Source organism: Bradyrhizobium sp. WYCCWR15520, assembly GCF_056174665.1.
The window spans coordinates 1-22,808 of the sequence record NZ_JBWBWM010000001.1 but is presented as its reverse complement, the minus strand read 5'-3'; the positions used below and the strand labels follow the sequence as shown (position 1 = coordinate 22,808).

Sequence of the window (22,808 nt, the reverse complement as noted above, 5' to 3'; positions counted from 1 at the left end):
GGCACGAATGGCATTGCATCGCGACATCCTTTGGATCGGGAGGCAATGGGCTGTCACTGGCCACGGGATGCAATTGATCGACCAGCGGCTGATGGGCGCCTTCGACATCGAAGTGGCGCGCCTGTGGGACGACGATCTGATCGATCGGATGCGTGCCAAGGAGTGGCTCAACGCTGCGGATTTCGACAAGGGGCTGGCGGTTGCGCGGACGCGGCACAAGCAGCCGGACCCGGGGTCGGAGCCGATAGCTGCGCCGATCCCGGCGATCGATCCCGTCGCACTACCGCTGACGCTGAAGCTGGAGCTGCCGGCTATCAGTGATCCTGAGCAAGCGGCGCCGGCGCTGCCGGCGATACCGCCGCCTGCGCCCGTCGAATTGGCGCAACCGGCATCGCCAGATCTGCAGATGAAAATCGATGGCGGTGCCAGGTTCGCGCGCCCATGGCGGGTCTGGATGAAGAAAACATGAGGAATCGGGCCGGTTTGCCTCGGCCGCGATAGCCGGATAAGACGACGCCCAAAGGCAAGAGCCCGCCCCAATCTGAAACAGAAGGCATTTTGACGGATGCGAATTCTCTGCACCAACGACGACGGCATCCATGCGCCGGGTCTGAAGATCGTCGAGGAGATCGCCCGCGCGCTGTCCGACGACGTCTGGATCGTGGCGCCGGAGCTCGATCAGTCCGGCGTATCGCATTCGCTGTCGCTGAACGATCCGCTGCGCTTGCGCGAAGTCGGTCCGCGCCATTTCGCGGTACGGGGCACGCCGACCGATTGCGTGATCATGGGCTCGCGCCACATCCTCGGCGAGAAGATGCCCGATCTCGTGCTGTCGGGCGTCAACAAGGGCCGCAATGTCGCGGAGGACGTCGTCTATTCCGGTACTATCGCGGGAGCGCTGGAGGGCACGATTCTGGGCTTTCCGTCGTTTGCACTGAGCCAGGAGTTTTCCATCGAGACCCGTCACGCGCCGCTGTGGGAAACCGCACTGAAATTCGGTCCTGACATTATTCGCAAGGTGATCGATGCGGGGGTGCCGAAGAACACGGTGATCAACGTCAATTTTCCTGCCTGCACGCCCGATCAGGTCAAGGGCGTGCGCGTGACGCGGCAGGGCAAGCGCAACCTCGGCTTCCTCAAGGTCGACAAGCGCCACGATGGCCGCGGCAATCCCTATTTCTGGATCGGTTTCGAGCGCGCCGCGATGATGGATACGCCGGCCGAAGGCACTGATCTCGCGGCGCTTGCGGCGCGCTACGTCTCGGTCACGCCGCTGCGGCTGGACCGCACGGATGAAGCGTTTTCAGAAGAGCTGATGACGACGCTGAAGTGATGAACGGTAGCCCGGATGGAGCGAAGCGAGATCCGGGGATGGTGCCGCAAGCTGACGAACTATCCCGGATTGCGCTGCGCTCCATCCGGGCTACGCGAAGCGGCCTAAACTGGCGCACTCTTCAGCGTGGAGGCGATCACCTGGGCCAGCGTTTCCAGTTGGAAAGGCTTCTGCAGCGCGGGGCGGTCGCGATATTCCTGGGGCAGGCCGGAGGAGCCGTAGCCGGTTGCAAAGATGAAGGGGCGGTTGCGCGCGGTAATCAACTCCGCCACCGGCGTGATAACCTTGCCGTTGACGTTGACGTCGAGAATCGCGAGATCGAATTCGGTCGATTGCACCAGCTTGACCGCTTCGCCGATTTCGCCGGCCTCGGCAGCGACGGTATGGCCCAGCTCTTCCAGCATGTCGGCGACCATCATCCGGATCATGACCTCATCCTCGACGAGGAAAACAGAACAGCCCGCCGGCCGTGTCATTACCATGATGGATTCCTTGCCCTTCCCAGCGTCGAGGTTCGCAAAAAACGTCCTTGGTTGCAATGTCGACATGGACGGGTGGCCCCGCGAATGGACTTCTTGCGAGGGAATTTTCCGTGCCCTAACGCCGGGAGGCGACCCGTGGTTCCGGCGCCGGAACCACAATCTTGAGGAAATCGTTCCTTAAATGCGCGGACGCTATTACATCTCGGCGAAGCTGATGCATTGGATTAGCGGCTGAGTCCCGCCACGAGACCGCAATGTCGCAAGAACCGCCCGAGAAGATGATGTTTCAGCTCACCCTGCGGCGGCGGGGGATCAGCGACCAGGCGGTGCTGCGAGCCATGGAGGCGGTGCCCCGTGAGGCTTTCGTGACGGCGGGCGATCGCGATCATGCCTACCGCGACAGCGCGCTCGGCATCGCCTGCGGGCAAACGATCAGCCAGCCCTTCGTGGTCGCCTACATGACCGAGCAGTTGCAACTGCAGAAGAGCCACAAGGTGCTCGAGATTGGTACCGGCTCCGGCTACCAGGCCGCGGTGCTGTCGCGGTTGTGCACGCATGTCCTGACAATCGAACGCTACCGGACGCTGGCGGATACGGCGCGCGACCGGCTTGAAGCGCTCGGCTATTTCAATATCGAGGTGATGCTCGGCGACGGTTTTGACATTCCGCCGGGCGCCGGTGACTTCGACCGCATCATCGTGACGGCGGCGATGGAACAGATTCCCGAAAAGCTGCTGGAGCGGCTGGTGCCGGGCGGCATCCTGATCGCTCCGGTCGGGCCCCATCACGGCACCCAGACGCTGGTCCGGATGACCAGGACGGACAGCGGTTTTGATCGCAAGGAATTGGTTGATGTCCGCTTCGTGCCGGCGCTGCCGGGAATAGCCCGCGAGCTGTAGAATCCCGGATTGGCGGTTCCCGCCAACATCTTATTCCAAGGGTTAAGCGGTTATTTACTCGGTACGTGTTTACTCAAAACAGTATTTTGTTGCGTACGAGTGAGTAACCATGTCCCGTCTCGCCGAGTTGCTTCGCTCGCGTCGGGTGCCGCAGGCCGCGGTGCTGACGCTGATGTCGGTCGGCTTTGCCGGCTGCAGCGCCGATATGCAGACGCGCTTTTCCGATAGCTCGTTCTCCAATCCCTTTGCCTCTCAGCCCGAAGCGACCGGTTCGGTACGCGCGCCCGCCGCTGAACGCCGCGATCTGCCGCAATATGCCCGGCCGCCGCAGTCGTCGGCGCCGCAATTCCAGTCCCAGGCCCTGCCGCCGCCTGCCGTCGCTGCACCGCCCGCCTATCCGGCGAGCCCGAGCGGCGTGTCGGGAGGAGGGCGCGGGGTTTCCTCCTATGCGCCACCGTCCAATCCGCCGATCGAGACCACCGCCACGGTGCCGCCGCGCTCGGTCGCGGCCGCCCGTCCGGCTGCGGCGCAGCAGGGCGGCACGACGATCATCGTCGGCACCAGCGACACGCTCGACATTCTGGCGAAGCGCTACAATGTTTCCGCCGCCGCGATCCTGCAGGCCAACGGCTACAAGGGCCCGCGCGTGCTGTCGCCCGGCCAGCAACTGATCATTCCGCGGCAGACGGCGGCGGCAACACCCGCGCCGGCACCTGCAGCCCCGGCCAGCAAGCCGGTTGCCGCTGCGGCGACCGCGCCGAGCGTTCATGTCGTCAATCGCGGCGATACGCTGATGAGCATCGCGCGCCGGAACAATGTGCCGGTGACCGAACTCGCCAGAGCCAACAATCTCGATCAATCCGCCAAGCTCAGCCTTGGCATGAAGCTTACCGTGCCCGGTTCGAAGTCCGCGGCCGCGGCTCCCGTGGCGCAGCCCGTCCTCGCTGCAGCCGCCGCCCAGCCGGCCGCGCCGGTTGCGGCGCCGGCCACCAAGATGGCCTCGGTCGGTGGCCCGCCGCAGAGCGCGCGGCTGGCTTCCGCCACCACCAATGTCACGGAAGAAAAGCCCGTCGTCGAGCAGGCTTCGGTCAAGCCCAGCGAAGCCACCGGCGCGCTGCCGACCTTCCGCTGGCCGGTGCGCGGCAAGGTGATCACCAGCTACGGCGCCAAGACCAACGGCAAGGCCAATGACGGCATCAACCTGGCGGTGCCGGAAGGCACGCCGGTGAAGGCCGCGGAAGACGGCGTGGTCGCCTATTCCGGCAACGAGCTGAAGGGTTACGGCAATCTGGTTCTAGTGCGGCACTCCAACGGTTACGTCACCGCATATGCCCATGCGAGTGAACTGCTGGTGAAGCGCGGCGACACGATCAAGCGCGGCCAGATCATTGCCAAGTCGGGTCAATCGGGCGAGGTGGGGTCGCCGCAGCTCCACTTCGAGATCCGCAAGGGATCTTCGCCGGTTGACCCGCTTCAATTCCTGAACGGGGCGTGAGCGGCTAGCCGTGTACGCGTAGCCCGGTTGGAGCCAACGGGTCGCGCGAATGCGCGCCCGATGACAGGCTCCGCGAAATCCGGGACCGGTCTCTCAACGGCCCAGACTGATCCCGGATTGCGCTGCGCTCCATCCTGGCTACGGGCTCGCAGCGCCTACTTCCCCATCAACCTCACACCCAGCCGTCCCGCCAGCTCCTGCGTGAACTGCCAGGCCACGCGGCCCGAGCGGGAGCCGCGGGTGGTCGACCATTCCAGCGCCTCGCGCTCCAGCTCGTCGTCGGCGATCTTGATGCCGAAATGGCCGCAATAGCCGCGGACCATGGCGAGGTATTCGTCCTGGCTGCAGCGGTGAAAGCCGAGCCACAGGCCAAAGCGATCCGACAGCGATACCTTTTCCTCGACCGCTTCGCCCGGATTGATCGCGGTCGAGCGCTCGTTCTCGATCATCTCGCGCGCCAGCAGGTGCCGCCGGTTCGAGGTGGCGTAGAGGATGACGTTGTCGGGACGACCCTCGATGCCGCCTTCCAGCACCGCCTTGAGTGACTTGTAGGAGGCGTCGTTACCGTCAAAGGAGAGGTCGTCGCAAAACACGATGAAGCGGAAATCGGAACTGCGCAGGAGGTCCATCAGGCCGGGCAGGCTCTCGATGTCCTCGCGGTGGATCTCGATCAGCTTGAGCCGGTCGGCCGGCTTGCGGTCGATATTGATATTGGCGTGAGTTGCCTTCACCAGCGATGACTTGCCCATGCCACGCGCGCCCCAGAGCAGGGCGTTGTTCGCGGGCAGTCCATCGGCAAAGCGCTCGGTATTTTCGATCAGGATGTCGCGCATCCGGTCGATACCCTTCAGCAGGCCGAGGTCGACGCGGCTGACGCGCGGCACCGGCGAAAGGCGTCCGTCCGGATGCCAGACGAAGGCGTCGGCAGATCCGAACGACTCAAGGCTTCCGGCCGCCGGAGAGGCCGCGGAAAGGTGACCGGCGATGGCCTCCAGCGCGGTCGCGATCCGCTCGGCCGTGGCGCCGTTAAGGCTGTTTGCCGGACGTTTTGTCGCGGTTTTTGCAAGGGCTCGCGAGGCCGCCCTGGGGGCGGCGCGAGCCGCTGTTTTCTTGGCTTTTTTCGACATTTTTGGAGTTCCTGACCGCGCAGCCTTAACGGGCCTTGGAAGGTCCCGCAAGCGGCCTAAATGAGAGGGCCGGCCACGTTGCAATTGGGCCCGCCGCCGCTATAGTCCGCGCGAATTTGCCCGGACCGGCGATTTGCCCAAGGCGCTAAGCCCAGGCATGGCCGGTTCTTTTCCGTCTCACGAGGATTGTTCGAATGCTGATTACCCCTGCGTACGCCCAGGCTGCAGCCGGCGGCGATGCCAACAGCATGTTGATGTCGCTGCTGCCGTTCGCGCTGATCTTCGTGATCATGTACTTCCTGATTCTGCGGCCGCAGCAGAAGAAGATCAAGGATCACCAGGAGCTGGTCAAAAACATCCGCCGCGGCGACACGGTCGTCACCTCGGGCGGCCTGGTAGGCAAGGTGACCAAGGTGGTGGACGACGACCAGATCGAGTTCGAAATTTCGGACGGCGTCCGGGTTCGGCAGATGCGGCAGATGATCTCGGGCGTCCGCACCAAGGGCGAGCCGGCCAAGGAAAAGAGTGAGGCCAAGGACGAGACGTCCGCGAGCTGAGTTTTGCGCGCTGCTCGTAGCGGCGCATTTTCCTGGAAGTGACGGGTCTACTCGATGCTGTATTTCTCGCGGTGGAAGGCGCTGGCGATCATTCTGACGGCGCTGATCGTCTGCCTGTTCGCGGTTCCGAACTTCTTTCCCCAGGAGCGGGTGAAGACCTGGCCGGTCTGGGCGCAACGCCACATCGTGCTCGGCCTCGATTTGCAGGGCGGCTCGTACCTGCTACTCGAACTCGATACCAATTACATCAAGAAGGAAAGACTGGATCAGGTTCGCGACGAAGCCCGCCGCGTGCTGCGCGAAGCCAAGATCGGTTACACCGGTCTTGCTGTGCGCGGCGACGCCGTCGAAGTCCGCATCAAGGAGAGCGACCTTCAGGCGGCACTCCCCAAGTTGCGTGAGCTATCGCAGCCGCTCGGCGGGCTGCTCGGCTCCAGCGGGCAGCGAAGCCTCGAGGTTTCAGACGCCGGCGGTGGCTTGATCCGCCTTGTGGTGCCGCAAGCGGCGATCACCGAACGCATACGGCAAACGAACGAGCAGTCGATCCAGATCGTCGAACGCCGTATCAACCAGTTGGGTACGGTGGAGCCGTTGATCCAGCGGCAGGGCACCGACCGCATTCTGGTTCAGGTGCCGGGTCTGCAGGACCCGACCGAGCTGAAGCGCATCCTTGGCCAGACCGCCAAGATGGAATTCCGCATGGTCGATTCGTCGGTCTCGCCGGATCAGGCGCAGGCGGGACGGGTGCCGGCCGATTCGGAAGTCCTGATGAGCGAGCAACCGCCGAAGGTGCCTTACGTCATCAAGCGACAGGTTCTGGTTTCCGGCGGCGACCTGACCGATGCGCAGCCGGGCTTCGACCAGCGCACCAACGAGCCGATCGTGAGCTTCAAGTTTAACACTTCGGGCTCGCGCAAGTTCGCTCAGGCGACGTCGGAGAATGTCGGGCAGCCGTTTGCCATTGTCCTCGATAACAAGGTGATCTCTGCGCCCGTAATCCGCGAGCCGATCACCGGCGGGCAGGGGCAGATTTCCGGCAGTTTCACCGTCCAGGCCGCCAACGAACTCGCGCTGCTCCTGCGGGCCGGCGCACTGCCTGCGCCGCTCACCGTCGTCGAAGAGCGTACCGTGGGCCCGGGCCTCGGCCAGGACTCGATCGAGAAGGGCAAACTGGCGGCCTATGTCGGCTCCATCATGGTCATCGTGTTCATGCTGGTGACCTACCGACTGTTCGGTGTGTTCGCCAACATCGCGGTCGCCATCAACGTCGCGATGATCTTCGGCATCCTTTCGCTGCTCAACGCCACCCTGACGCTGCCCGGCATCGCCGGTGTCGTGCTGACAGTCGGCATCGCGGTCGACTCCAACGTGCTGATCTATGAGCGCATCCGGGAAGAGCTCCGCCACGGCCGCAACGCGATTTCGGCGATCGACGCGGGATTCCGGCGCGCATTGGCGACTATTCTGGACTCCAACATCACCACCTTCATCGCCGCTGCGGTGCTGTTCTACATCGGCACCGGCCCGGTCCGCGGCTTCGCCGTTACGCTCGGCATCGGCATTATCACCACGGTCTTTACAGCGTTTACGCTCACCAGCCTGATCGTTGCCGGCTGGGTACGGTGGAAGCGGCCGAAGACCGTGCCGATCTAGGAACCCCACCGTGACTCAATACGTTCTCATTGCGCTGGGCGTTCTGGTCGTCATCCTGACCATCGTCGCCATCTTCGATCTGTTGCCGCCGCTGCGCATCGTCCCTGACGATACGCACTTCGATTTCACGCGCTTTCGCCGCATCAGCTTTCCGATATCGGCAGCGCTTTCGATCGTCGCGATCGTGCTGTTTTTCACCCATGGGCTGAATTTCGGCATCGATTTCAAGGGCGGCACGCTGCTGGAAGTGCAATCCAAGTCCGGCGCGGCCGATATCGGCGCGATGCGCGGGACGCTGAGTACGCTTGGGCTCGGCGACATCCAGCTGCAGCAGTTCGGTGAAGGTCAAGCCAACGTGCTGATACGGGTGGCCGAGCAACCCGGCGGCGACGCTGCGCAGCAGGCTGCGGTGCAGAAGGTCCGCGGTGCTCTCGGCGATTCCGTCGAATATCGCCGCGTCGAAGTCGTTGGCCCCCGCGTATCAGGCGAATTGCTGGCCTTCGGCATGGTCGGCCTGATGGTCGCGATCGTCGGGATCCTGATCTATCTCTGGTTCCGGTTCGAATGGCAGTTCGCGCTCGGCGCCATGATTGCCAACGTCCACGACATCGTGCTGACGATCGGCTTCATGTCGATCTCGCAGGTCGATTTCGACCTCACCAGTATCGCGGCGCTGTTGACGATTCTCGGCTACTCCCTGAACGACACCGTCGTCATCTACGACCGCATCCGGGAAATGCTGCGGCGCTACAAGAAGATGCCGATGCCGCAGCTTCTGAACGAGTCCATCAATTCGACATTGTCGCGCTCGATCATCACCCACGTCACGGTGACGCTGGCGTTGCTTGCGCTGCTCTTGTTCGGCGGCCACGCGATCCACAGCTTCACGGCGGTCATGATGTTCGGCGTGGTGCTGGTCGGCACCTACACCTCGATCTTCATTGCCGCGCCGATCCTGATCTATCTCGGTGTTGGCGAGCACCGCGACGCGCCGGATACGCCTGCGAAGAAGTAATTCTATGGCCACATCCTCGGACGCTCCGCATCTTCCGAGGTCGGCGCCGATCGAAGCCTACGGCAAGGGCGGCTTCGCTTTCGCCGACATGTCGCATCGCGGGTCGCTGTTGTGCCTGCCGGATGCGATCTGGGCCTGGCCGGTGACGAAACCTGCCGAGATCGATGAATATTCGCTGGCGCGCGTGTTCAAGGCCGCCAATTCCATCGATACGCTGATCGTCGGCACCGGCACGGAAGTGTGGGTACCGCCACGCGGCCTGCGCGAGGCGCTGCGCGCCGTGCGCGTGGTGCTCGATGCGATGCAGACGGGGCCTGCGATCCGCACCTACAACATCATGCTGGGTGAGCGGCGACGCGTCGCGGCGGCGTTGATTGCAGTGCCATGAGCGAGGCCGCGACGTCGAAGGATTCCGCCGCGTTCTGCGCCGATCTGGTGCGCACGCACGACTTCGTCCGCTATGCCTCGACATTGTTCCTGCCGGCGGTCCAGCGCCGCGCCCTGCTGTCGATTTATGCCTTCAATGTCGAGATCTTGCGCGTGCGCGAGCAGGTCAGCCAGCCATTGCCTGGCGAGATGCGGATGCAGTGGTGGACCGACATGCTCGAAGGCGCCGGCCATGGCGGCGTCGAGGGCAATCCGGTCGCTGCCGAACTCCGGCAAACGATTGGCGAATTTCGCCTGCCGATCGAGCCGCTGTTGCGGCTGATCGAGGAGCACCAGTTCGACCTCTACAACGATCCCATGCCGTCGATGGCCGCGCTGGAGGGGTATGTCACCGACACCTCGTCAGCGCTGTTCTCGCTGGCTGCGCGGATCGCGGCGCCGCCGTCGGCGGCGATCGACCATCTTGCGCGCCATGGCGGGCTGGCGCAGGGAATAGCCCAGGTACTCATCGCGTTGCCCCACGATGCCGCGCGGCGGCAGCTTTTCGTGCCGCTGCAATTGCTGCAGCAACATGGCAGCGGCATGGAGCAGGTATTTGCGGGCAAGCAGACGCCACAGGCGCGTGCTGCGATCGATCATCTGATTGGCGAGGCCCGAAAACATCTTGAGACGGCCTTCGAGCTCCTCACGCATGTGCCGCCGCAGGTGCGGCCAGTCTTCCTGCCTTTGGCGTTGATCCGCCGCGATCTGAAGCGCATGTCACGGGCCGACGCCGATCCATTCGTCCCGCAGGCGACGTCGCGACTGCGGATTCTGTGGACATCGTGGCGCGCGTCGCGATCGCGGGAGTTTGGCGGGTAAGCCGCCGCATCGTCGCTGCGAGCGAAGCAACCCTCACTTGCTGCACTACGGATTGCTTCGCTGCGCTCGCAATGACGTCGGAGCGTCTACCGCGAATTCAACTCGCTGCTCTCGAAATTGAACCGGTCGCGCAAATTCTTTCGGCTCTCGAGAATGTCCTTCAGGAACGCACGATCGACTTCGTTGTTGATCAGCGGCTCGATCAGGTCGACCTGGTTCATGGCGACGAGTTGCAGGATCTCCGTGCGCGGCTTGCCGGCAGCATCGCGCGGCAGGGCGTGGACGACTTGAATATGCTCCGGCGGCTTGATGCCCTTGGCGGCGGCAAGCTCGCTGCGCAACTGCTTTTCCAACTCGACCTTGTCGGCCTCGACAAAGGCATACAGCCCGACGCCGCTGCGCCGGTCGGCGAATGCGACGATGGCGGTATCGCGCACATCGGGATTCTTCCGGATCAGCTCGATCAGGACAGGCGCGTCGTTGACCAGCCGGCGCCCGCCGCCTTCGCGATCGGTGAAGTTGAACAGGCCGCGGGTGATGGCCTGATAGACCTTCTTGCCGGTCTTGAGCCAGAGGCTGGCGACAAAGGATTTGCGCGCGAGAATCTTGCGCTCCATCGGCGTTAGCGCCGCCGGCGCATAGCTGCGCTTGTGCTTCAGCAGATGCCGCAGGTCCTCATAGGCGGCGATCCGGAACAGGCGGCTGCGGGTCGAAAAGCAGGCGGCCAGTTGAAAATCGGTGAGGTAGGCCCGGCCGTCGCGGCTCACCAGCCAGTTCTGCTCTTTGGCGAGATCGTTGTGGCAGATGCCGGCGCGGTGCAGCTTGCGAAGCGCTGATTTGGCGGAGCGGAAATAGGCGAGGTCGCCATGGGGTTTGGCCAGATGCAGCGCGACGCCGTCGATGAAGCCGCGCACCAGTGCCTTCCGTCCCGCCCAGAGCAGCTTCGGGCCGACGTCGAGATCACGCGCCAGCGCCAGCGCGCGGCGCTCGCGGGCGAACAGATGGCGTGCGAGGGGATAGGACCACAGCGGCACCTGATCGAGCCGGCGCAGCACGGCATCGACCTCGGCGGCTTCGTCGCGAAAACGGCCACGTTCGACCGTGGAGAACACGTCGCGCTTGAGCAGCACGCCTTCGGTCCATCGCGCCGACAGCGTGGCGGCGTCGTCTTTCGGCAGAGCCATGGGATTACGCCGCCGCCGCTACGCCGAGATGCTCGGCGATCCAGCGATCGAGATCGGTTAGCGCCCGCGCGCTGAGCGCTTGCTTCTTGGCGACCGTCTTCTCGTTGCCGCGCAGCCGCGTGCCGTCCGCCTTTTTGGTCGGCAGGCTGGCAAGCGGCGGGAATAGTCCGAAGTTGATGTTCATCGGCTGGAACGAGCGCGTGCCCGCCTCGATGGTTTCGATATGGCCGCCGGTGATATGGCCGAGCAGCGAGCCCAGCGCCGTGGTCGGAGGTGGCGGTTCAAGCGATTGCGCCCGCGCATTGGCCGCAGCGTAAAGGCCTGCGATGAGCCCGATGCTGGCGGATTCCACATAGCCCTCGCAGCCGGTCATCTGCCCTGCAAAGCGCAGCCGTGGCTGCGCACGCAGCCGCAACTGGCCATCCAGCAGCTTCGGCGAGTTGAGGAAGGTGTTGCGATGCAGGCCGCCGAGCCTGGCGAATTCGGCGTTCTCGAGCCCGGGAATGGTGCGGAACACGCGCTGCTGCGCGCCGTAGTTCAGCTTGGTCTGGAAGCCGACGATGTTGTAGAGCGTGCCGAGCTTGTTGTCCTGCCGGAGCTGGACGATGGCATAGGGCTTGACCGTCGGATTGTGCGGATTGGTGAGCCCGACCGGCTTCATCGGCCCGTGCCGCAGCGTCTCGTGGCCGCGCTCGGCCATCACCTCGACGGGCAGGCAGCCGTCGAAATAGGGCGTGTTGGTCTCCCATTCCTTGAAGTCGACCTTGTCGCCGGCCAACAGTGCCGCGACGAACGCGTCATACTGTTCCTTGGTCATCGGACAGTTGATGTAGTCGGCGCCGGTGCCGCCGGGTCCGACCTTGTCGTAGCGCGACTGAAACCACGCCACCGACATGTCGATGGAATCCTTGTGCACGATCGGCGCGATCGCATCGAAGAACGCCAGCGCGTTCTCATCCGTCAACTCGCGAATGGCGTCTGCCAGCGGCGCCGAGGTGAGGGGGCCGGTCGCGACGATCACATTGCCCCATTCGGCAGGCGGCAGCCCGGCGATCTCGCTCCGGTCGATCGCGATCAGCGGGTGGTCGTGCAGGGCGCGCGTGACAGCCGCGGAAAACCCATCGCGGTCGACCGCCAGTGCCCCGCCGGCGGGCACCTGGTTGGCATCGGCGGAGCGCATGATCAGCGATCCCAGCCGGCGCATCTCGGCATGGAGCAGACCTACGGCGTTGTTGGCCGCATCGTCTGACCGGAACGAGTTGGAACAGACCAGTTCGGCCAGGCCCTCGGTGCGGTGCGCCTCGGTCATCCGTAACGGCCGCATCTCGTGCAGCACGACGCGAACGCCCGCATTGGCGACTTGCCAGGCCGCTTCAGAGCCGGCGAGGCCGCCGCCAATCACATGGACGGTGTCAGTTTGGGAGGTAGAGGAAATCATGCGCGCAGGGTTAGCGCGTTTTCACGCAAAGCGCACCTGCAATAGCGTTTTCAAGCGAAGCATGCCCTCGGACTTGATCCGTGGGTGGATAACCGGTTCGCGTGAAGAAACGCGTCAAGATCGAGGTTCAAACGACAACGCCCGCAGCGGAGGCGGGCGTTATCCGTTCATCAGGCGGCTGAACCAGCGATCAGCCGTTATAGGTCCCGGCGGCAACGCGCGGAATGTCCGAACGATCGAGGCCGATATCGGCCAGCTCGCGATCGCTGAGCTGGGACAGTTCGCTGACATTGCGCTGATAATCCCGGAAAGCCTGGATCATGCGGATGAGCGAGAGCAACATGGTAGTCTCCTTGCAGTTACGATTCAGCTCTTGGAGGACAGCTTCATCGTTGAAATGAATATAGCTTAGATTTTGCAGTGCAGAAGTTCCGATGTTGCGGTGCAGCTAATCGTCAAACGCATAACTGCGATAAGGTCCGCTTAACCTTTCGGCATGGCTTGCGGATCGACCGTTCGAAGCGTGCGAGGGCGGTCTCAAACTATACAACTAATGCCGTAAATTTGCGGGTTTTCCGTAAAAGACGAGTAACCCTTGTTTGCTGCCGAACTGTTAGCCAACGTCGCCATAGAACGATCCGAGGCGGACAAAAATGGCGGAAAACTCCTGATTCTTAGAATTTTCTTATGCGCGAATCGCATGCGTTGAATGACCGCAAATGAATATAAATTCATTATTACAGTGTTGCTTGGGAGCGGCTTCCCAGCCTGCCCATAGATAACCGACCTGTCTGACGGAGCTGCCGTGTCAGCATGGTCGGCGCCAATCGGACCGCAGGCGCCGGTCTCCTGGCGCTGAGGCCTTCACGCAAGCAAAGGTGTCGCTCCTTCGCGAATCTTCTCTTGTCCTTGCGCGCCGCGCTCATGACCTCGCGCGAAGTTCATTCCGAAGTTTTCCCGCTTCGGCGAACAATTGCTGTTGCAGGCGGCGATGGGCCCGCCTGTGAAAAAAATCAAAAAGGGGAATTTCGATGCTCAACAAACTACTCGCGGCTACTGCGGTAGCACCTGTGCCGTCTCTCCAGCCGACGCCGCGCGAGTCAAAGCGAGTTGCAGCGGCGATAATCTGAGCAGGACCGAAACGATGATCGAGAACATGGCGGACGGCGAAGGGAAGATCGCCGCGCAGAAGGAAATCGCGGCTGCCCAGGATGCGATGCTGAGCGGCAAGGCTGGCGCCTGTGCGGCTCATCTGAGCAGGGCGATGCAAGCGAGCGCGTGAAATAGAGCGTGGCAAAGGGCCGGTCATTGCGGCCGGCCCTTTGAGTTTTGCTAGGGCGCGCGCGAAAGCTGCGTCGCGAAAGCGGCGATAGTCTTGGCGTAGACCTCGCTCTTGTTCCACTCCTTGATCGCAGCGAAATTGGCGCTGCCGGGCTCCCACTCTTTCCCGCGCTGCCAGCCATGGTTGGCGAGGAAGTTGGCGGTCGAGGCCAGCACGTCCGGCGGGCTGCGCATGAGATCGCGGCGGCCATTGCCGTCGAAATCGACCGCGAATTTGATGTAGGACGAGGGCATGAATTGGGTCTGGCCGATTTCGCCGGCCCAGGCGCCGCGCAGATCCTGTGGCGCGATATCGCCGCGCTCGACAATGCGCAGCGCATCCATCAACTCTGCCTTGAATAACTCGGTGCGCCGGCAGTCATAGGCCAGCGTCGCCAGCGCGCGCAGCGTCTGAAACTTTCCGATGTTGACGCCGAAATCGGTTTCCAGGCCCCAGATCGCCACCAGCACTTCGCCTGATACGCCATAGGCCTGTTCGATACGCCCGAGCACCGATCCGTATTGCTTGAGCATGTTGGAGCCGCGGGTGAGCCGAGGCGGAACCATGCGGCCGGAGAATTCCTCAAAACTCTGGCTGAAAACCTTCTGCGATTGATCGCGGGCCAGCACGCTCTTGTCGAGCGTAACGCCGGACAGGCCGGCCTGAATGGCGGACGCCGATATTCCCTTGGCGGCCGCTTCCTTCTTGAAGTCTTCCAGCCAGGTTTCGAACGAGCCCGTGCCGCAGGGCGCGGCGAGTGCAGGCGCCGCAGAACTCAGTAACAGGGCGCCCAAGGCGAGAGCGCGCAGAGACAGGCGAGAGGTCATCGTGCCGTTCGCTCCACGATCGATGCGTCATCGAGGTTAGTGTCAACGTCACGCCGAATGTTCGAAGCAAGATCGGCCAAAACAAGGCTCAAATCGTGGCCCTGGATGCTATTCCGTTGAACATGCTCAATTCATCGTTAGTGAGCGGTGAACAGCCAAAACGCCGGTCGTATCCGGCCGGCGGTTTGATTGATCAGGTTCCCTGCAGCCTAGGCGCCGTCCTTGCGCCGCCAGGGGAACAGGTTGGCCGGGAAATCGGCGGCCGGCTTGCGTTCGCGGTGCGCGCGGGGCGGAAGCGGCTGTGGATTGAGTTCCGGCTCGATCGTCTCTCGATAGAGATGCCAGGTGGCGTGACCGAGCAGCGGGATGACGACAGCCAGGCCGAGGAAGCACGGCAACGTTCCCACGACCAGCAGCGCCGCGACGATCAATCCCCATGCCGCCATCGGCGCGGGATTGCGTGCTACCGCGCGCAGCGAAGTCACCATCGCGTCGCCGGCGCCGGCATGGCGGTCGAGCATCAGCGGGAAGGAGACCACGCTGATGCAAAGCGCGACGAGCGCGAACAGGAAGCCCACGCCGCAGCCAACCACGATCAGCCACCAGCCTTGTGACGTAGTCAGCACGCGCGTGACGAAATCGGAAATGCCAGTCGCTCCCGCATAGCCGAACGCGGCGATGTAGATCGCTTGTGCGGTGGCCACCCAGGTCACGAACAGGGCCAGCAGCAGGACGCCGAGCCCGAGCATCGCGCCGAACGACGGCGAGCGAACGACTTCGAGCGCATCCCAGGCGGTTGCCTGTTCACCGCGTTCGCGGCGGCGGCTCATCTCATAAAGGCCGAGCGCGGCAAACGGGCCGATTAGGGCAAAGCCGGCGGTGAGCGGAAACAGCAGTGGCAGCACGGAATAGCCGAGCACGGCGCGCGCCAGCATCAGTCCGAGCACGGGATAGATGACGCACAGGATGATGGCGTGAGTTGGTATCGCTTTGAAATCTTCCCAGCCACGCTGCAGGGCGCGATGGAGGTCTGACAAGCCGATGGTTCGGATGACTGGCGCGGCAGCACTATCGGTTACGCCCTGCGCCATTGATGTGACATTGCCGTGAAAGGTGGCCATGGTCGCTGTCTCCCTGGCGGTCGCATGGTGCGCCTGTCGAAAGACGCAATGCGCCGTTTCATAAAAATGATCGCGATCAGGCCAGCCGCGAAGACAGAGGGATGGAACTGGCATGTCGCGAACCGAGTCATCAGCGTACTCTCAAACAGCGACAAAGGCACTCACGCTTAGGTGAATGTTTCATTGGCAAGCTTCTTCGGTCTGGCTAGACTTGCCGGTGATCCGGCGTGGTGCTGCCGGTCGAAAAGTCGGCGGCGACTTAAGCCCATCCTCAAGTCATTGGGAGTGAACGATGAGCATTTTCGGAAAAATCATGAGCGCGATCTTCGGCAGCAAAGCAGACGCCGCGCCGGCGGGCGGCGGCGCGGCCGCGGGGACCGGATCGTCCGGTGGGGCCGCCGCTGCACCGGCTGCCGCGACTGTCGACGTAGCGCCCATCCTGGACAAGGCGGTCGCTGCCAAGGGAGAGAAGCTGGCGTGGCGCACCTCGATCGTCGACCTGATGAAGGCGCTCGACATCGATTCCAGCTTTGCCGCGCGCAAGGATCTCGCGAAAGAGCTCGGCTACACCGGCGACAGCAACGATTCCGCCAGTATGAATATCTGGCTGCACAAGCAGGTCATGGCCAAGCTGGCTGCCAATGGCGGCAAGCTGCCGCCTGATATCAAGCACTGAGCTTCGTCCAGACCGACCCGAAAGGCCCGCGGTGACGCGGGCCTTTTTGTTTGCGGATGGCGGCACCGATCATCGAACGCGGTGCATTCCAGCTTTGCAATGTACAACGCGCAAAATATGTCCACCTCGGCTCGAAAAGGCGGTAGATACGCATCCGGCAACAAGAGAAAAATACAAAATACAAGGAGGACGCCGATGAGCAACGTCGATCGCAGGACCATTTTGGCAACGGGTGCGCTGGTGCTGGCGGGCACTGCGGTGCAGAGCGGCGCGGCCGATGCGCAGGCCGGCCCCAAATCGATTTTCCCAGTGGGTACGACGACCATCCCGATCGTGGGCGAGACCGACGTGTTTCCGGTGCGGCGCATTTATTGCATCGGCCGCAACTATGCCGCGCATGCCCGCGAAATGGGCTCAGACCCCAATCGCGAGCCGCCGTTCTTTTTCCAGAAACCGACCGATGCGATCCAGAATGTCGCGATCGGAACGGTCGGCGATCATCCCTATCCCACGCTGACCAAGAACTATCACTACGAGGTCGAACTGGTGGCGGCGCTGAAATCCGGCGGCACCAGCATTTCACCGGAGCAGGCGCTCGACCATGTCTACGGCTATGCGCTTGGCCTCGACATGACGCGGCGGGATCTGCAGCGGGCGATGGGCGACGAGAAGAAGCCGTGGGAAATCGGCAAGAGCTTTGATCGCTCCGCGGTACTTGGGCCTATTCATCCCGCAGCCAAGACCGGCCACTTCACCAAGGGCGCGATCTCGCTGGCGGTGAACGGCACGGTCAAGCAGAACTCCAACCTGCAGAACATGATCTGGAACGTGGCCGAGCAGATCTCCAAGCTTTCGGAAGCTTTTGAGCTCAAGGCCGGCGACATCATCTATTCCGGCACGCCGGAAAATGTCGGCCCGGTGGTGAAGGGCGACGTGATCCTGTGCAAGCTCGATGGCCTGCCTGATATGTCGATCCGGATTACGTAGGACGCACGGGAAGCCCGGATGGACTTATCCCGGGCTGTGCTTCGCTCCATCTGGGCTATGACGACGTCACGCCGTCAGATCAGCGAATTCCGGATTTCTGCGCAGGTAATCGACGACAAAACCGCAGCCGGCGATGACCTTGCGCCCGTCGGCGCGGATCAATTCGAGCGCGCCCTTGATTAGTTCGGAAGCGATGCCGCGGCCCCGCAGTGCGCGGGGCGTTTCGGTGTGGGTGATGACGACCGCCGAGGGCGTGACGCGATAGTTGGCAAACGCCACGGCGCCGTCGACGTCGAGTTCGAAGCGGTTTTGGGTCTTGTTGTCGCGGACGGCGGCCATGCGCGATTCCCGGATGAGTCACCCTTTTATGTAGGGCATGAACCCGCCGATGCAAACCGGCGACGAAGGAGGAACTGGCTCGCCGGGGATTGGCTGATATGCGTATTCTGACCTGCCTGACCGCTTCGCTGCTGGGCGCAGTCGTGACGTTGGCGCAATCATCCGCCGCGTCCGCAGAAGATGACCAGACCTGGCAGGCTTGCGTCAGCATCACCACGACGCTGGACGACAAAGTGGCCGCGTGCGGCGCTGTCATCGATGCCAAGCGCGAGACCGGCAAGAGGCTTGCGGCCGCGTACTGTTTCCGCGGCCATGGGCTGACCGAGAAGCGGCAACTCGACGCCGCGCTTGCCGACCTCAATGAATCGAACCGGCTCGATCCGACGTCGGCCTGTGCACTCACCAACCGCGGCCGTGTCTACGCCTTCAAGCGCGATCTCGACCGTGCAATGGCCGATTACGACGAAGCGCTCCGCATCGATCCCGCGTTCGCGCTGGCCTACAACAACCGCGGCGACGCCTGGTTCAACAAGGGTGAACTCGATCGCGCGATCGCCGATTTCAGCGCCGCCATCAAGCACAATCCGACGTTTGCGACAGCCTACGGCAATCGCGGCTATGCCTATCACCGCAAGCGCGACATGACCCGCGCGCTGGCGGACTACACCACGGAGATCAAGTTCAGACCTACCGTGCTGGCCTACATCAACCGCGGCAATGTCCATCGCGACAGCGAACAGCTCGACCGTGCTGCCGCCGATTACGGCGAGGCCATCAAGATGGCGCCGACGGACGCGCGCGGCTGGCGCAACCGCGGCATGATCAGGCTGTTCCAGGGCGATACCAAGGGCGGCCTGGCCGACTATGACAAGGCGCTGCAATACGACCCGGCCGACGCCTACTCCTGGAACAACCGCGGTCAGGCCAGGATGCGGCTCGGCGACAAGGCAGGCGCGATTGCGGATTTCCGCAAGGCGCTGGAAATCAGCCCAAACCTGCGCACCGCCAGCGAGAGCCTGCAACGGTTGGGTGCGGCGCAATAGCGGTCGGATACGGTTCCCGCCCGCAAGATCTCTGCAGGCGGACCTTGCAGCGGTGGGCAGCGTTCCTACGTCTTTTGGATGACATACGCCGCCGAAGTGGCCGGGTCTGGATCGATATCGAAAATACTGTGATCGCGGCCGCCGACGTATGCCTCTTTTTTCAAGGGGAGGTCTACAATGTCGGGCATTCATTTCTTCAGTAAACACCGCACGTGGGAAGACTGGCTCGGCATGCTGCTTGGCGTGCTGATCGTGGTGTCCCCGTGGTTTCCGTTCTCCAATCATGACGTGATGGACTCTGAACGCAGCACCATGATCCTCAATACATTCGTGGTCGGCATGCTGATCTTCGGACTGGCCCAGCTCGAATATGTCGCGCTGCAGCGCTGGGAGGAGGTGGGTGAGATCGCGCTTGGCCTCTGGCTGATCGCCTCGCCCTTCATCTTTGGCTATTCCGGCGATGAGATGCTCCGGATCTGGCACGCTACGCTCGGCGGAATCGTTGCCCTGCTCGGTGCGCTCCAGCTCTGGCAGGACTGGCGCCTGAGTGACCAGGACCTGGCCAACCATCCGCAGTAAAATTCCGAGGGAGGGCCTGCCGGCCTCACACACGGCCGGCGGGCCCTCGATTTCAACCTAATATTTGAATGAGTCGAGGAGCAGGGCGCGAACCGACCATGGGGTGCCGTCGACGGCGCCCGTGATGTCGTTGATCTTCCATTGGCCGGCTTCACGGACGAAATCGTAGCGGATGGTTTTGTCCGCTGGATTGGCGCGTGCATCCCGCTGATGGGCTTCGATCGTGACGGCCATGGTCGCCTTGTCGCCGTCCTGCTTCTCGGCAGCCACCTTGAACGATTTCACGTCCGGATCCTGTGAATTGGTGACGGGGTCGAACCCCACCGGTCCGCCGTCGCCCTTCTTCGTGCGGGCGTCCGCCTTGGCCCACAGCGCAATCAGCGATTTCGACAGGTATTTTGCTTTCGCCGCCTTGTTCTCGATGACGAACGTGCCGCCGCCATCGCCCTTGCCCTTGGCCACGCGGGTATAGACCGCGGTGAGAATGCCGGCGGGATCGTCGGCGGCGCGCGCGTGATGCGGCAGGGCACCGGCCAGCACGAGGACTGCGCCCGATACGATCAGGTTTCGGCGGGTAACCATTTGGTTCCTCAAATCGTTGGGGCGGGTTATGGACGGGAGAGCCTGGCTGGACCATGCTGAGCATGACGCCGGCGGCAGACCATTGGTCGCCTGGCCGTCTGTTATCGTTCGAATGAGGTGTTCGATGTCCGCGTTGCGATGCGTAACCGTTTGCTGGCGCGGCCCGAAGGGGGCTGCTGGGGCAGTCCTCCGATGACCGGGGCCGAGACCATGGCCAATCCGCGAGGCGGACTGGCGCGGATGTCGCGCCGGGTGATGAACCTTGCGCATCTGCTGACCCAGAATGCCCGACGCCACGGCAACCGCACGGGCTTCATCTGGGGTGAGAAATCCTGGACCTGGCGCGAGATCGATTCCGCCGTATCGGCGCTGGCGGCAGGCCTCGCCGCGCGTGGGGTCGTCAAGGGCGACCGCATCCTGGTCCATTCCAAGAATTGCGACGAGATGTTCTGGTCGATGTTCGCGGCCTTTCGCCTTGGTGCGGTCTGGGTGCCCACGAATTTTCGCCTGATGCCGGACGAGGTCGCCTATCTCGCCAGCGCCTCCGGCGCCAAGGCGTTTTTGTGCCATGGCGATTTTCCCGATCATGCCACGGCGGCTGCCAATCCCGCGCTCGAATTCATCTGGCGGATCGGCGAGGGCACCCTCGGCGAGCGGGCGGTGAGCGACGTGATCGCGGCGCAGGCTGGCGCAAGGATCGAGAACGCCGCGGTCGATTACGACGATCCCTGCTGGTTCTTCTTCACCTCCGGCACCACGGGACGCTCCAAGGCAGCCGTGCTCACCCACGGCCAGATGGCTTTTGTGGTGACAAACCATCTCGCCGATCTGATGCCGGGCACGACGGAGACGGATGCCTCGCTGGTGGTCGCGCCGCTGTCGCATGGCGCCGGCGTGCACCAGCTCGTGCAGGCCGCGCGCGGGGTGCCGACCATCCTGCTACCCACCGAAAAATTCGACATCGCCGAGGCGTTCCGGCTGATCGAGGCGCACCGCGTCAGCAACATTTTTACCGTGCCGACCATTTTGAAGATGATGGTCGAGCATCCCGCGGTCGACAAGTTCGATCACTCCTCGCTGCGCTTCGTGATCTATGCCGGCGCGCCGATGTATCGCGAGGACCAGAAGGCCGCGCTAGGCAAGCTCGGCAAGGTGCTGGTGCAATATTTCGGGCTCGGCGAGGTCACCGGCAATATCACTGTCATGCCGGCCAATCTGCACGACATCGAGGACGGCCCGCAGGCCCGCATCGGCACCTGCGGCTTCGAGCGCACGGGGATGCAGGTCTCGATCCAGGGCGATGACGGCCGTGAGCTCAAACCGTTCGAGACCGGCGAGATCTGCGTAATCGGGCCCGCGGTGTTTGCCGGGTATTACGACAACCCCGAAGCCAACGCGAAAGCGTTCCGCGACGGCTGGTTTCGTACCGGCGATCTCGGCCACATGGACGAGGAGGGTTTTGTCTACATCACCGGCCGCGCCTCCGACATGTACATCTCCGGCGGCTCCAACATCTATCCGCGCGAGGTCGAGGAGAAGATTCTCACCCATCCCGCGATCGGCGAGGTCGCAGTGCTCGGCGTGCCCGACCCGTTCTGGGGCGAGGTCGGCGTCGCGGTCTGCGTCGCGCGAGAAGGCGCTGCCGCCGTGAGCGAAGCGGAGCTCGCCGCATTCCTGACGCCGAAGGTGCCGCGCTACAAGATGCCGAAGCGCTTCTTCTTCTGGGAAGCGCTGCCGAAATCCGGCTACGGCAAGATTCCGAAGCGGCTGGTCCGCGATGAACTGGAAGCGCGAGGACTGCTTGAGCTCATTTCCAAGACGGGTAGCTGAGCCGATGCGAAGCATCGAGCAGCCCGGGCCGCCCGCGCCCGAACGCATCCAATGGGTCGCGGCGCGGGGACGGGCGTTTTCATTTACACTTGAGGCCGGTCTGCCGCTGCTGGAAGCCGCACGCCGCGGCTTTGCGGCGGCCGGTTTTTCCGGCGGTGTGTTGAGTATGCGGGGAGGGGCGCTCGGCCCGTTCGCCTATGTGATGCCGGCGCTGTCGAAGACCGGCGCCAATGCAGCGTTCTACAGCGATACGTATCGGCCCTCCGGCATCACGCGGCTGAAGTGTGGGGCGATGACGCTCGGCGAGCGCGACGGCGCGCCGTTCTTCCATTGCCATGGGCTGTGGACCGAGACCGACGGCCATCTGCACGGCGGCCACATTCTTCCCGAGGAGAGCATCGTCGCCGAACCGTTCGCGGCGGAAGCGTTCGGCATCGACGGCGCTGTCTTCACGGCCGAGCCAGACCCCGAGACCAATTTCAAATTGTTCGGTCCGGTGGCGCAAGCGAGCACGGATGTGAAAGCCGAGAGCCGCGCGTTTGCGCTGCGGCTGCGGCCGAATCAGGATTTTGCCGCGGCGCTGGAAACCTTCTGCCGGCGGCACGGCATCCTGCGCGCGCGGATTCACGGCGGCGTCGGCTCCACCATCGGTGCGCATTTCACCGACGGCCGAACGGTGGTGCCGTTTGCGACCGAGCTTGCCATCAAGGCCGGCACGATCGCGCCCGGCGCCGACGGCACGCTGCACGCGGAGATCGATATCGCACTGGTCGATTATCTCGGCGGCATCGCCGAGGGCCAACTGATGCGCGGCGATAATCCGGTGCTGATGACGATGGAACTGGTGCTGGAAGTGGTTTGAGTGTTTCGTGATGCCGTAGGGTGGGCAAAGACGCATTGCGCCGTGCCCACCTTTCTTGCGGACCGAATGGTGGGACGCTTGCGCTTTGCCCACCCTTCTGTAACGGGCCTCGATTAGTCAATCCCTTTGCGTTGTCCGCCCGCCGGGGTCTTGCTTCTGTACGGGGTCGGCGCAGGGCCGCCACCTGATGGGGTTGGAAGAGGATAGGTC

The 22,808-nt window shown here is 63.3% G+C and carries 26 protein-coding genes; 16 read left to right on the top strand and 10 right to left on the bottom strand.

The annotated features are described in order from the left end of the window. Positions 1-7: 7 nt before the first annotated feature. A complete protein-coding gene (locus AC0QUY_RS00130; RefSeq protein WP_475385293.1) occupies positions 8-469 on the top strand; it encodes a hypothetical protein in 462 nt (153 codons plus the stop codon). A 96-nt stretch (positions 470-565) separates the two neighbouring features. Next, the gene (gene surE, locus AC0QUY_RS00125; protein WP_475385292.1) at positions 566-1,333 is read left to right on the top strand and encodes a 5'/3'-nucleotidase SurE; all 768 of its coding nucleotides are present in this window, start codon (positions 566-568) and stop codon (positions 1,331-1,333) included. A gap of 104 nt (positions 1,334-1,437) precedes the next feature. On the opposite strand, the gene AC0QUY_RS00120 is transcribed toward surE, so the two are convergent. Next, entirely contained in the window at positions 1,438-1,815 is a 378-nt protein-coding gene (locus tag AC0QUY_RS00120; RefSeq protein WP_161854794.1) for a response regulator, read from the bottom strand. Positions 1,816-2,069: 254 nt separating this feature from the next. On the opposite strand from AC0QUY_RS00120, the gene AC0QUY_RS00115 reads away from it, so the two are divergent. Next, entirely contained in the window at positions 2,070-2,714 is a 645-nt protein-coding gene (locus AC0QUY_RS00115) for a protein-L-isoaspartate(D-aspartate) O-methyltransferase (protein WP_474416917.1), read from the top strand. Between the two features lie 109 nt (positions 2,715-2,823). After that, complete coding sequence (locus AC0QUY_RS00110; RefSeq protein WP_475385291.1) at positions 2,824-4,209, top strand: peptidoglycan DD-metalloendopeptidase family protein; 1,386 nt, start codon at positions 2,824-2,826, stop codon at positions 4,207-4,209. 155 nt (positions 4,210-4,364) lie between these two features. Here the strand turns inward: AC0QUY_RS00110 and AC0QUY_RS00105 are convergent, their stop codons facing one another. Then, on the bottom strand, positions 4,365-5,336 hold the full coding sequence (locus tag AC0QUY_RS00105) for an ATP-binding protein (protein WP_475385290.1): 972 nt from the start codon (positions 5,334-5,336) through the stop codon (positions 4,365-4,367). 194 nt (positions 5,337-5,530) lie between these two features. Between AC0QUY_RS00105 and yajC the strand changes: the two genes are divergently transcribed. From yajC to AC0QUY_RS00080, 5 genes are read left to right on the top strand one after another with little or no spacing between them, the layout of a single operon-like run. After that, positions 5,531-5,893, top strand: a complete 363-nt coding sequence (yajC, locus tag AC0QUY_RS00100) for a preprotein translocase subunit YajC (protein WP_161854791.1) — start codon at positions 5,531-5,533, stop codon at positions 5,891-5,893. Between the two features lie 54 nt (positions 5,894-5,947). Beyond that, on the top strand, positions 5,948-7,546 hold the full coding sequence (gene secD, locus AC0QUY_RS00095; RefSeq protein ID WP_475385288.1) for a protein translocase subunit SecD: 1,599 nt from the start codon (positions 5,948-5,950) through the stop codon (positions 7,544-7,546). A 10-nt stretch (positions 7,547-7,556) separates the two neighbouring features. Next, a complete protein-coding gene (secF, locus tag AC0QUY_RS00090; protein WP_161854789.1) occupies positions 7,557-8,561 on the top strand; it encodes a protein translocase subunit SecF in 1,005 nt (334 codons plus the stop codon). A 4-nt stretch (positions 8,562-8,565) separates the two neighbouring features. After that, complete coding sequence (locus AC0QUY_RS00085; protein ID WP_065756478.1) at positions 8,566-8,949, top strand: Mth938-like domain-containing protein; 384 nt, start codon at positions 8,566-8,568, stop codon at positions 8,947-8,949. Next, positions 8,946-9,809, top strand: a complete 864-nt coding sequence (locus AC0QUY_RS00080) for a phytoene/squalene synthase family protein (RefSeq protein WP_475385286.1) — start codon at positions 8,946-8,948, stop codon at positions 9,807-9,809. Before AC0QUY_RS00085 ends, AC0QUY_RS00080 begins: the two co-directional genes overlap by 4 nt. 86 nt (positions 9,810-9,895) lie before the next feature. Here AC0QUY_RS00080 and AC0QUY_RS00075 read toward each other — a convergent pair whose 3' ends face one another. From AC0QUY_RS00075 to AC0QUY_RS00065, 3 genes are all read right to left on the bottom strand, one after another. Then, positions 9,896-10,993, bottom strand: a complete 1,098-nt coding sequence (locus AC0QUY_RS00075) for a serine/threonine protein kinase (RefSeq protein ID WP_475385285.1) — start codon at positions 10,991-10,993, stop codon at positions 9,896-9,898. Positions 10,994-10,997: 4 nt separating this feature from the next. Next, a complete protein-coding gene (gene trmFO / locus AC0QUY_RS00070) occupies positions 10,998-12,431 on the bottom strand; it encodes a methylenetetrahydrofolate--tRNA-(uracil(54)-C(5))-methyltransferase (FADH(2)-oxidizing) TrmFO (RefSeq protein WP_475385284.1) in 1,434 nt (477 codons plus the stop codon). 190 nt (positions 12,432-12,621) lie between these two features. After that, positions 12,622-12,774: a DUF1127 domain-containing protein gene (locus AC0QUY_RS00065; RefSeq protein ID WP_016846063.1), complete on the bottom strand. Its 153-nt coding sequence runs from the start codon at positions 12,772-12,774 to the stop codon at positions 12,622-12,624. Positions 12,775-13,404: 630 nt separating this feature from the next. Between AC0QUY_RS00065 and AC0QUY_RS00060 the strand changes: the two genes are divergently transcribed. Further along, positions 13,405-13,713, top strand: a complete 309-nt coding sequence (locus tag AC0QUY_RS00060) for a hypothetical protein (protein WP_475385283.1) — start codon at positions 13,405-13,407, stop codon at positions 13,711-13,713. A gap of 50 nt (positions 13,714-13,763) precedes the next feature. Here AC0QUY_RS00060 and AC0QUY_RS00055 read toward each other — a convergent pair whose 3' ends face one another. Both AC0QUY_RS00055 and AC0QUY_RS00050 read right to left on the bottom strand, forming a co-directional pair. Continuing rightward, positions 13,764-14,579 carry a lytic murein transglycosylase gene (locus AC0QUY_RS00055; protein ID WP_475385282.1) on the bottom strand — a complete coding sequence of 272 codons (816 nt, stop codon included), beginning with the start codon at positions 14,577-14,579 and terminating at the stop codon, positions 13,764-13,766. 209 nt (positions 14,580-14,788) lie between these two features. After that, the gene (locus AC0QUY_RS00050; RefSeq protein ID WP_475385281.1) at positions 14,789-15,700 is read right to left on the bottom strand and encodes a DUF2189 domain-containing protein; all 912 of its coding nucleotides are present in this window, start codon (positions 15,698-15,700) and stop codon (positions 14,789-14,791) included. 292 nt (positions 15,701-15,992) lie between these two features. Between AC0QUY_RS00050 and AC0QUY_RS00045 the strand changes: the two genes are divergently transcribed. Together AC0QUY_RS00045 and AC0QUY_RS00040 are read left to right on the top strand one after the other, a co-directional pair. After that, on the top strand, positions 15,993-16,376 hold the full coding sequence (locus AC0QUY_RS00045; RefSeq protein WP_475385280.1) for a DUF3597 domain-containing protein: 384 nt from the start codon (positions 15,993-15,995) through the stop codon (positions 16,374-16,376). Positions 16,377-16,571: 195 nt separating this feature from the next. Beyond that, the gene (locus tag AC0QUY_RS00040) at positions 16,572-17,363 is read left to right on the top strand and encodes a fumarylacetoacetate hydrolase family protein (protein ID WP_475385279.1); all 792 of its coding nucleotides are present in this window, start codon (positions 16,572-16,574) and stop codon (positions 17,361-17,363) included. A gap of 66 nt (positions 17,364-17,429) precedes the next feature. Here the strand turns inward: AC0QUY_RS00040 and AC0QUY_RS00035 are convergent, their stop codons facing one another. Beyond that, on the bottom strand, positions 17,430-17,702 hold the full coding sequence (locus AC0QUY_RS00035; RefSeq protein ID WP_161854779.1) for a GNAT family N-acetyltransferase: 273 nt from the start codon (positions 17,700-17,702) through the stop codon (positions 17,430-17,432). Between the two features lie 98 nt (positions 17,703-17,800). On the opposite strand from AC0QUY_RS00035, the gene AC0QUY_RS00030 reads away from it, so the two are divergent. Beyond that, entirely contained in the window at positions 17,801-18,745 is a 945-nt protein-coding gene (locus tag AC0QUY_RS00030; RefSeq protein WP_475385278.1) for a tetratricopeptide repeat protein, read from the top strand. Between the two features lie 65 nt (positions 18,746-18,810). On the opposite strand, the gene AC0QUY_RS00025 is transcribed toward AC0QUY_RS00030, so the two are convergent. Continuing rightward, positions 18,811-18,933, bottom strand: a complete 123-nt coding sequence (locus AC0QUY_RS00025; RefSeq protein ID WP_475385277.1) for a hypothetical protein — start codon at positions 18,931-18,933, stop codon at positions 18,811-18,813. On the opposite strand from AC0QUY_RS00025, the gene AC0QUY_RS00020 reads away from it, so the two are divergent. Next, the gene (locus AC0QUY_RS00020; RefSeq protein WP_475385276.1) at positions 18,923-19,324 is read left to right on the top strand and encodes an SPW repeat protein; all 402 of its coding nucleotides are present in this window, start codon (positions 18,923-18,925) and stop codon (positions 19,322-19,324) included. The two genes, AC0QUY_RS00025 and AC0QUY_RS00020, sit on opposite strands and share 11 nt — an antisense overlap. 57 nt (positions 19,325-19,381) lie before the next feature. Here AC0QUY_RS00020 and AC0QUY_RS00015 read toward each other — a convergent pair whose 3' ends face one another. Then, the gene (locus tag AC0QUY_RS00015) at positions 19,382-19,906 is read right to left on the bottom strand and encodes a DUF3828 domain-containing protein (RefSeq protein ID WP_475385275.1); all 525 of its coding nucleotides are present in this window, start codon (positions 19,904-19,906) and stop codon (positions 19,382-19,384) included. A 192-nt stretch (positions 19,907-20,098) separates the two neighbouring features. On the opposite strand from AC0QUY_RS00015, the gene AC0QUY_RS00010 reads away from it, so the two are divergent. Together AC0QUY_RS00010 and AC0QUY_RS00005 are read left to right on the top strand one after the other, a co-directional pair. Beyond that, on the top strand, positions 20,099-21,736 hold the full coding sequence (locus tag AC0QUY_RS00010) for an acyl-CoA synthetase (protein WP_475385274.1): 1,638 nt from the start codon (positions 20,099-20,101) through the stop codon (positions 21,734-21,736). Positions 21,737-21,740: 4 nt separating this feature from the next. After that, on the top strand, positions 21,741-22,598 hold the full coding sequence (locus tag AC0QUY_RS00005; protein ID WP_475385273.1) for a PCC domain-containing protein: 858 nt from the start codon (positions 21,741-21,743) through the stop codon (positions 22,596-22,598). Positions 22,599-22,808: the final 210 nt, after the last annotated feature.

Bases quoted from the DNA above. Each gene is read 5' to 3' on its own strand.
- AC0QUY_RS00130 (WP_475385293.1), top strand. From the start codon at position 8: ATGGCATTGCATCGCGACATCCTTTGGATCGGGAGGCAATGGGCTGTC.
- surE (WP_475385292.1), top strand. From the start codon at position 566: ATGCGAATTCTCTGCACCAACGACGACGGCATCCATGCGCCGGGTCTG.
- AC0QUY_RS00120 (WP_161854794.1), bottom strand. From the start codon at position 1,815: ATGGTAATGACACGGCCGGCGGGCTGTTCTGTTTTCCTCGTCGAGGAT.
- AC0QUY_RS00115 (WP_474416917.1), top strand. From the start codon at position 2,070: ATGTCGCAAGAACCGCCCGAGAAGATGATGTTTCAGCTCACCCTGCGG.
- AC0QUY_RS00110 (WP_475385291.1), top strand. From the start codon at position 2,824: ATGTCCCGTCTCGCCGAGTTGCTTCGCTCGCGTCGGGTGCCGCAGGCC.
- AC0QUY_RS00105 (WP_475385290.1), bottom strand. From the start codon at position 5,336: ATGTCGAAAAAAGCCAAGAAAACAGCGGCTCGCGCCGCCCCCAGGGCG.
- yajC (WP_161854791.1), top strand. From the start codon at position 5,531: ATGCTGATTACCCCTGCGTACGCCCAGGCTGCAGCCGGCGGCGATGCC.
- secD (WP_475385288.1), top strand. From the start codon at position 5,948: ATGCTGTATTTCTCGCGGTGGAAGGCGCTGGCGATCATTCTGACGGCG.
- AC0QUY_RS00085 (WP_065756478.1), top strand. From the start codon at position 8,566: ATGGCCACATCCTCGGACGCTCCGCATCTTCCGAGGTCGGCGCCGATC.
- AC0QUY_RS00080 (WP_475385286.1), top strand. From the start codon at position 8,946: ATGAGCGAGGCCGCGACGTCGAAGGATTCCGCCGCGTTCTGCGCCGAT.
- AC0QUY_RS00075 (WP_475385285.1), bottom strand. From the start codon at position 10,993: ATGGCTCTGCCGAAAGACGACGCCGCCACGCTGTCGGCGCGATGGACC.
- trmFO (WP_475385284.1), bottom strand. From the start codon at position 12,431: ATGATTTCCTCTACCTCCCAAACTGACACCGTCCATGTGATTGGCGGC.
- AC0QUY_RS00065 (WP_016846063.1), bottom strand. From the start codon at position 12,774: ATGTTGCTCTCGCTCATCCGCATGATCCAGGCTTTCCGGGATTATCAG.
- AC0QUY_RS00055 (WP_475385282.1), bottom strand. From the start codon at position 14,579: ATGACCTCTCGCCTGTCTCTGCGCGCTCTCGCCTTGGGCGCCCTGTTA.
- AC0QUY_RS00050 (WP_475385281.1), bottom strand. From the start codon at position 15,700: ATGGCCACCTTTCACGGCAATGTCACATCAATGGCGCAGGGCGTAACC.
- AC0QUY_RS00045 (WP_475385280.1), top strand. From the start codon at position 15,993: ATGAGCATTTTCGGAAAAATCATGAGCGCGATCTTCGGCAGCAAAGCA.
- AC0QUY_RS00040 (WP_475385279.1), top strand. From the start codon at position 16,572: ATGAGCAACGTCGATCGCAGGACCATTTTGGCAACGGGTGCGCTGGTG.
- AC0QUY_RS00035 (WP_161854779.1), bottom strand. From the start codon at position 17,702: ATGGCCGCCGTCCGCGACAACAAGACCCAAAACCGCTTCGAACTCGAC.
- AC0QUY_RS00030 (WP_475385278.1), top strand. From the start codon at position 17,801: ATGCGTATTCTGACCTGCCTGACCGCTTCGCTGCTGGGCGCAGTCGTG.
- AC0QUY_RS00020 (WP_475385276.1), top strand. From the start codon at position 18,923: ATGTCGGGCATTCATTTCTTCAGTAAACACCGCACGTGGGAAGACTGG.
- AC0QUY_RS00025 (WP_475385277.1), bottom strand. From the start codon at position 18,933: ATGCCCGACATTGTAGACCTCCCCTTGAAAAAAGAGGCATACGTCGGC.
- AC0QUY_RS00015 (WP_475385275.1), bottom strand. From the start codon at position 19,906: ATGGTTACCCGCCGAAACCTGATCGTATCGGGCGCAGTCCTCGTGCTG.
- AC0QUY_RS00010 (WP_475385274.1), top strand. From the start codon at position 20,099: ATGACCGGGGCCGAGACCATGGCCAATCCGCGAGGCGGACTGGCGCGG.
- AC0QUY_RS00005 (WP_475385273.1), top strand. From the start codon at position 21,741: ATGCGAAGCATCGAGCAGCCCGGGCCGCCCGCGCCCGAACGCATCCAA.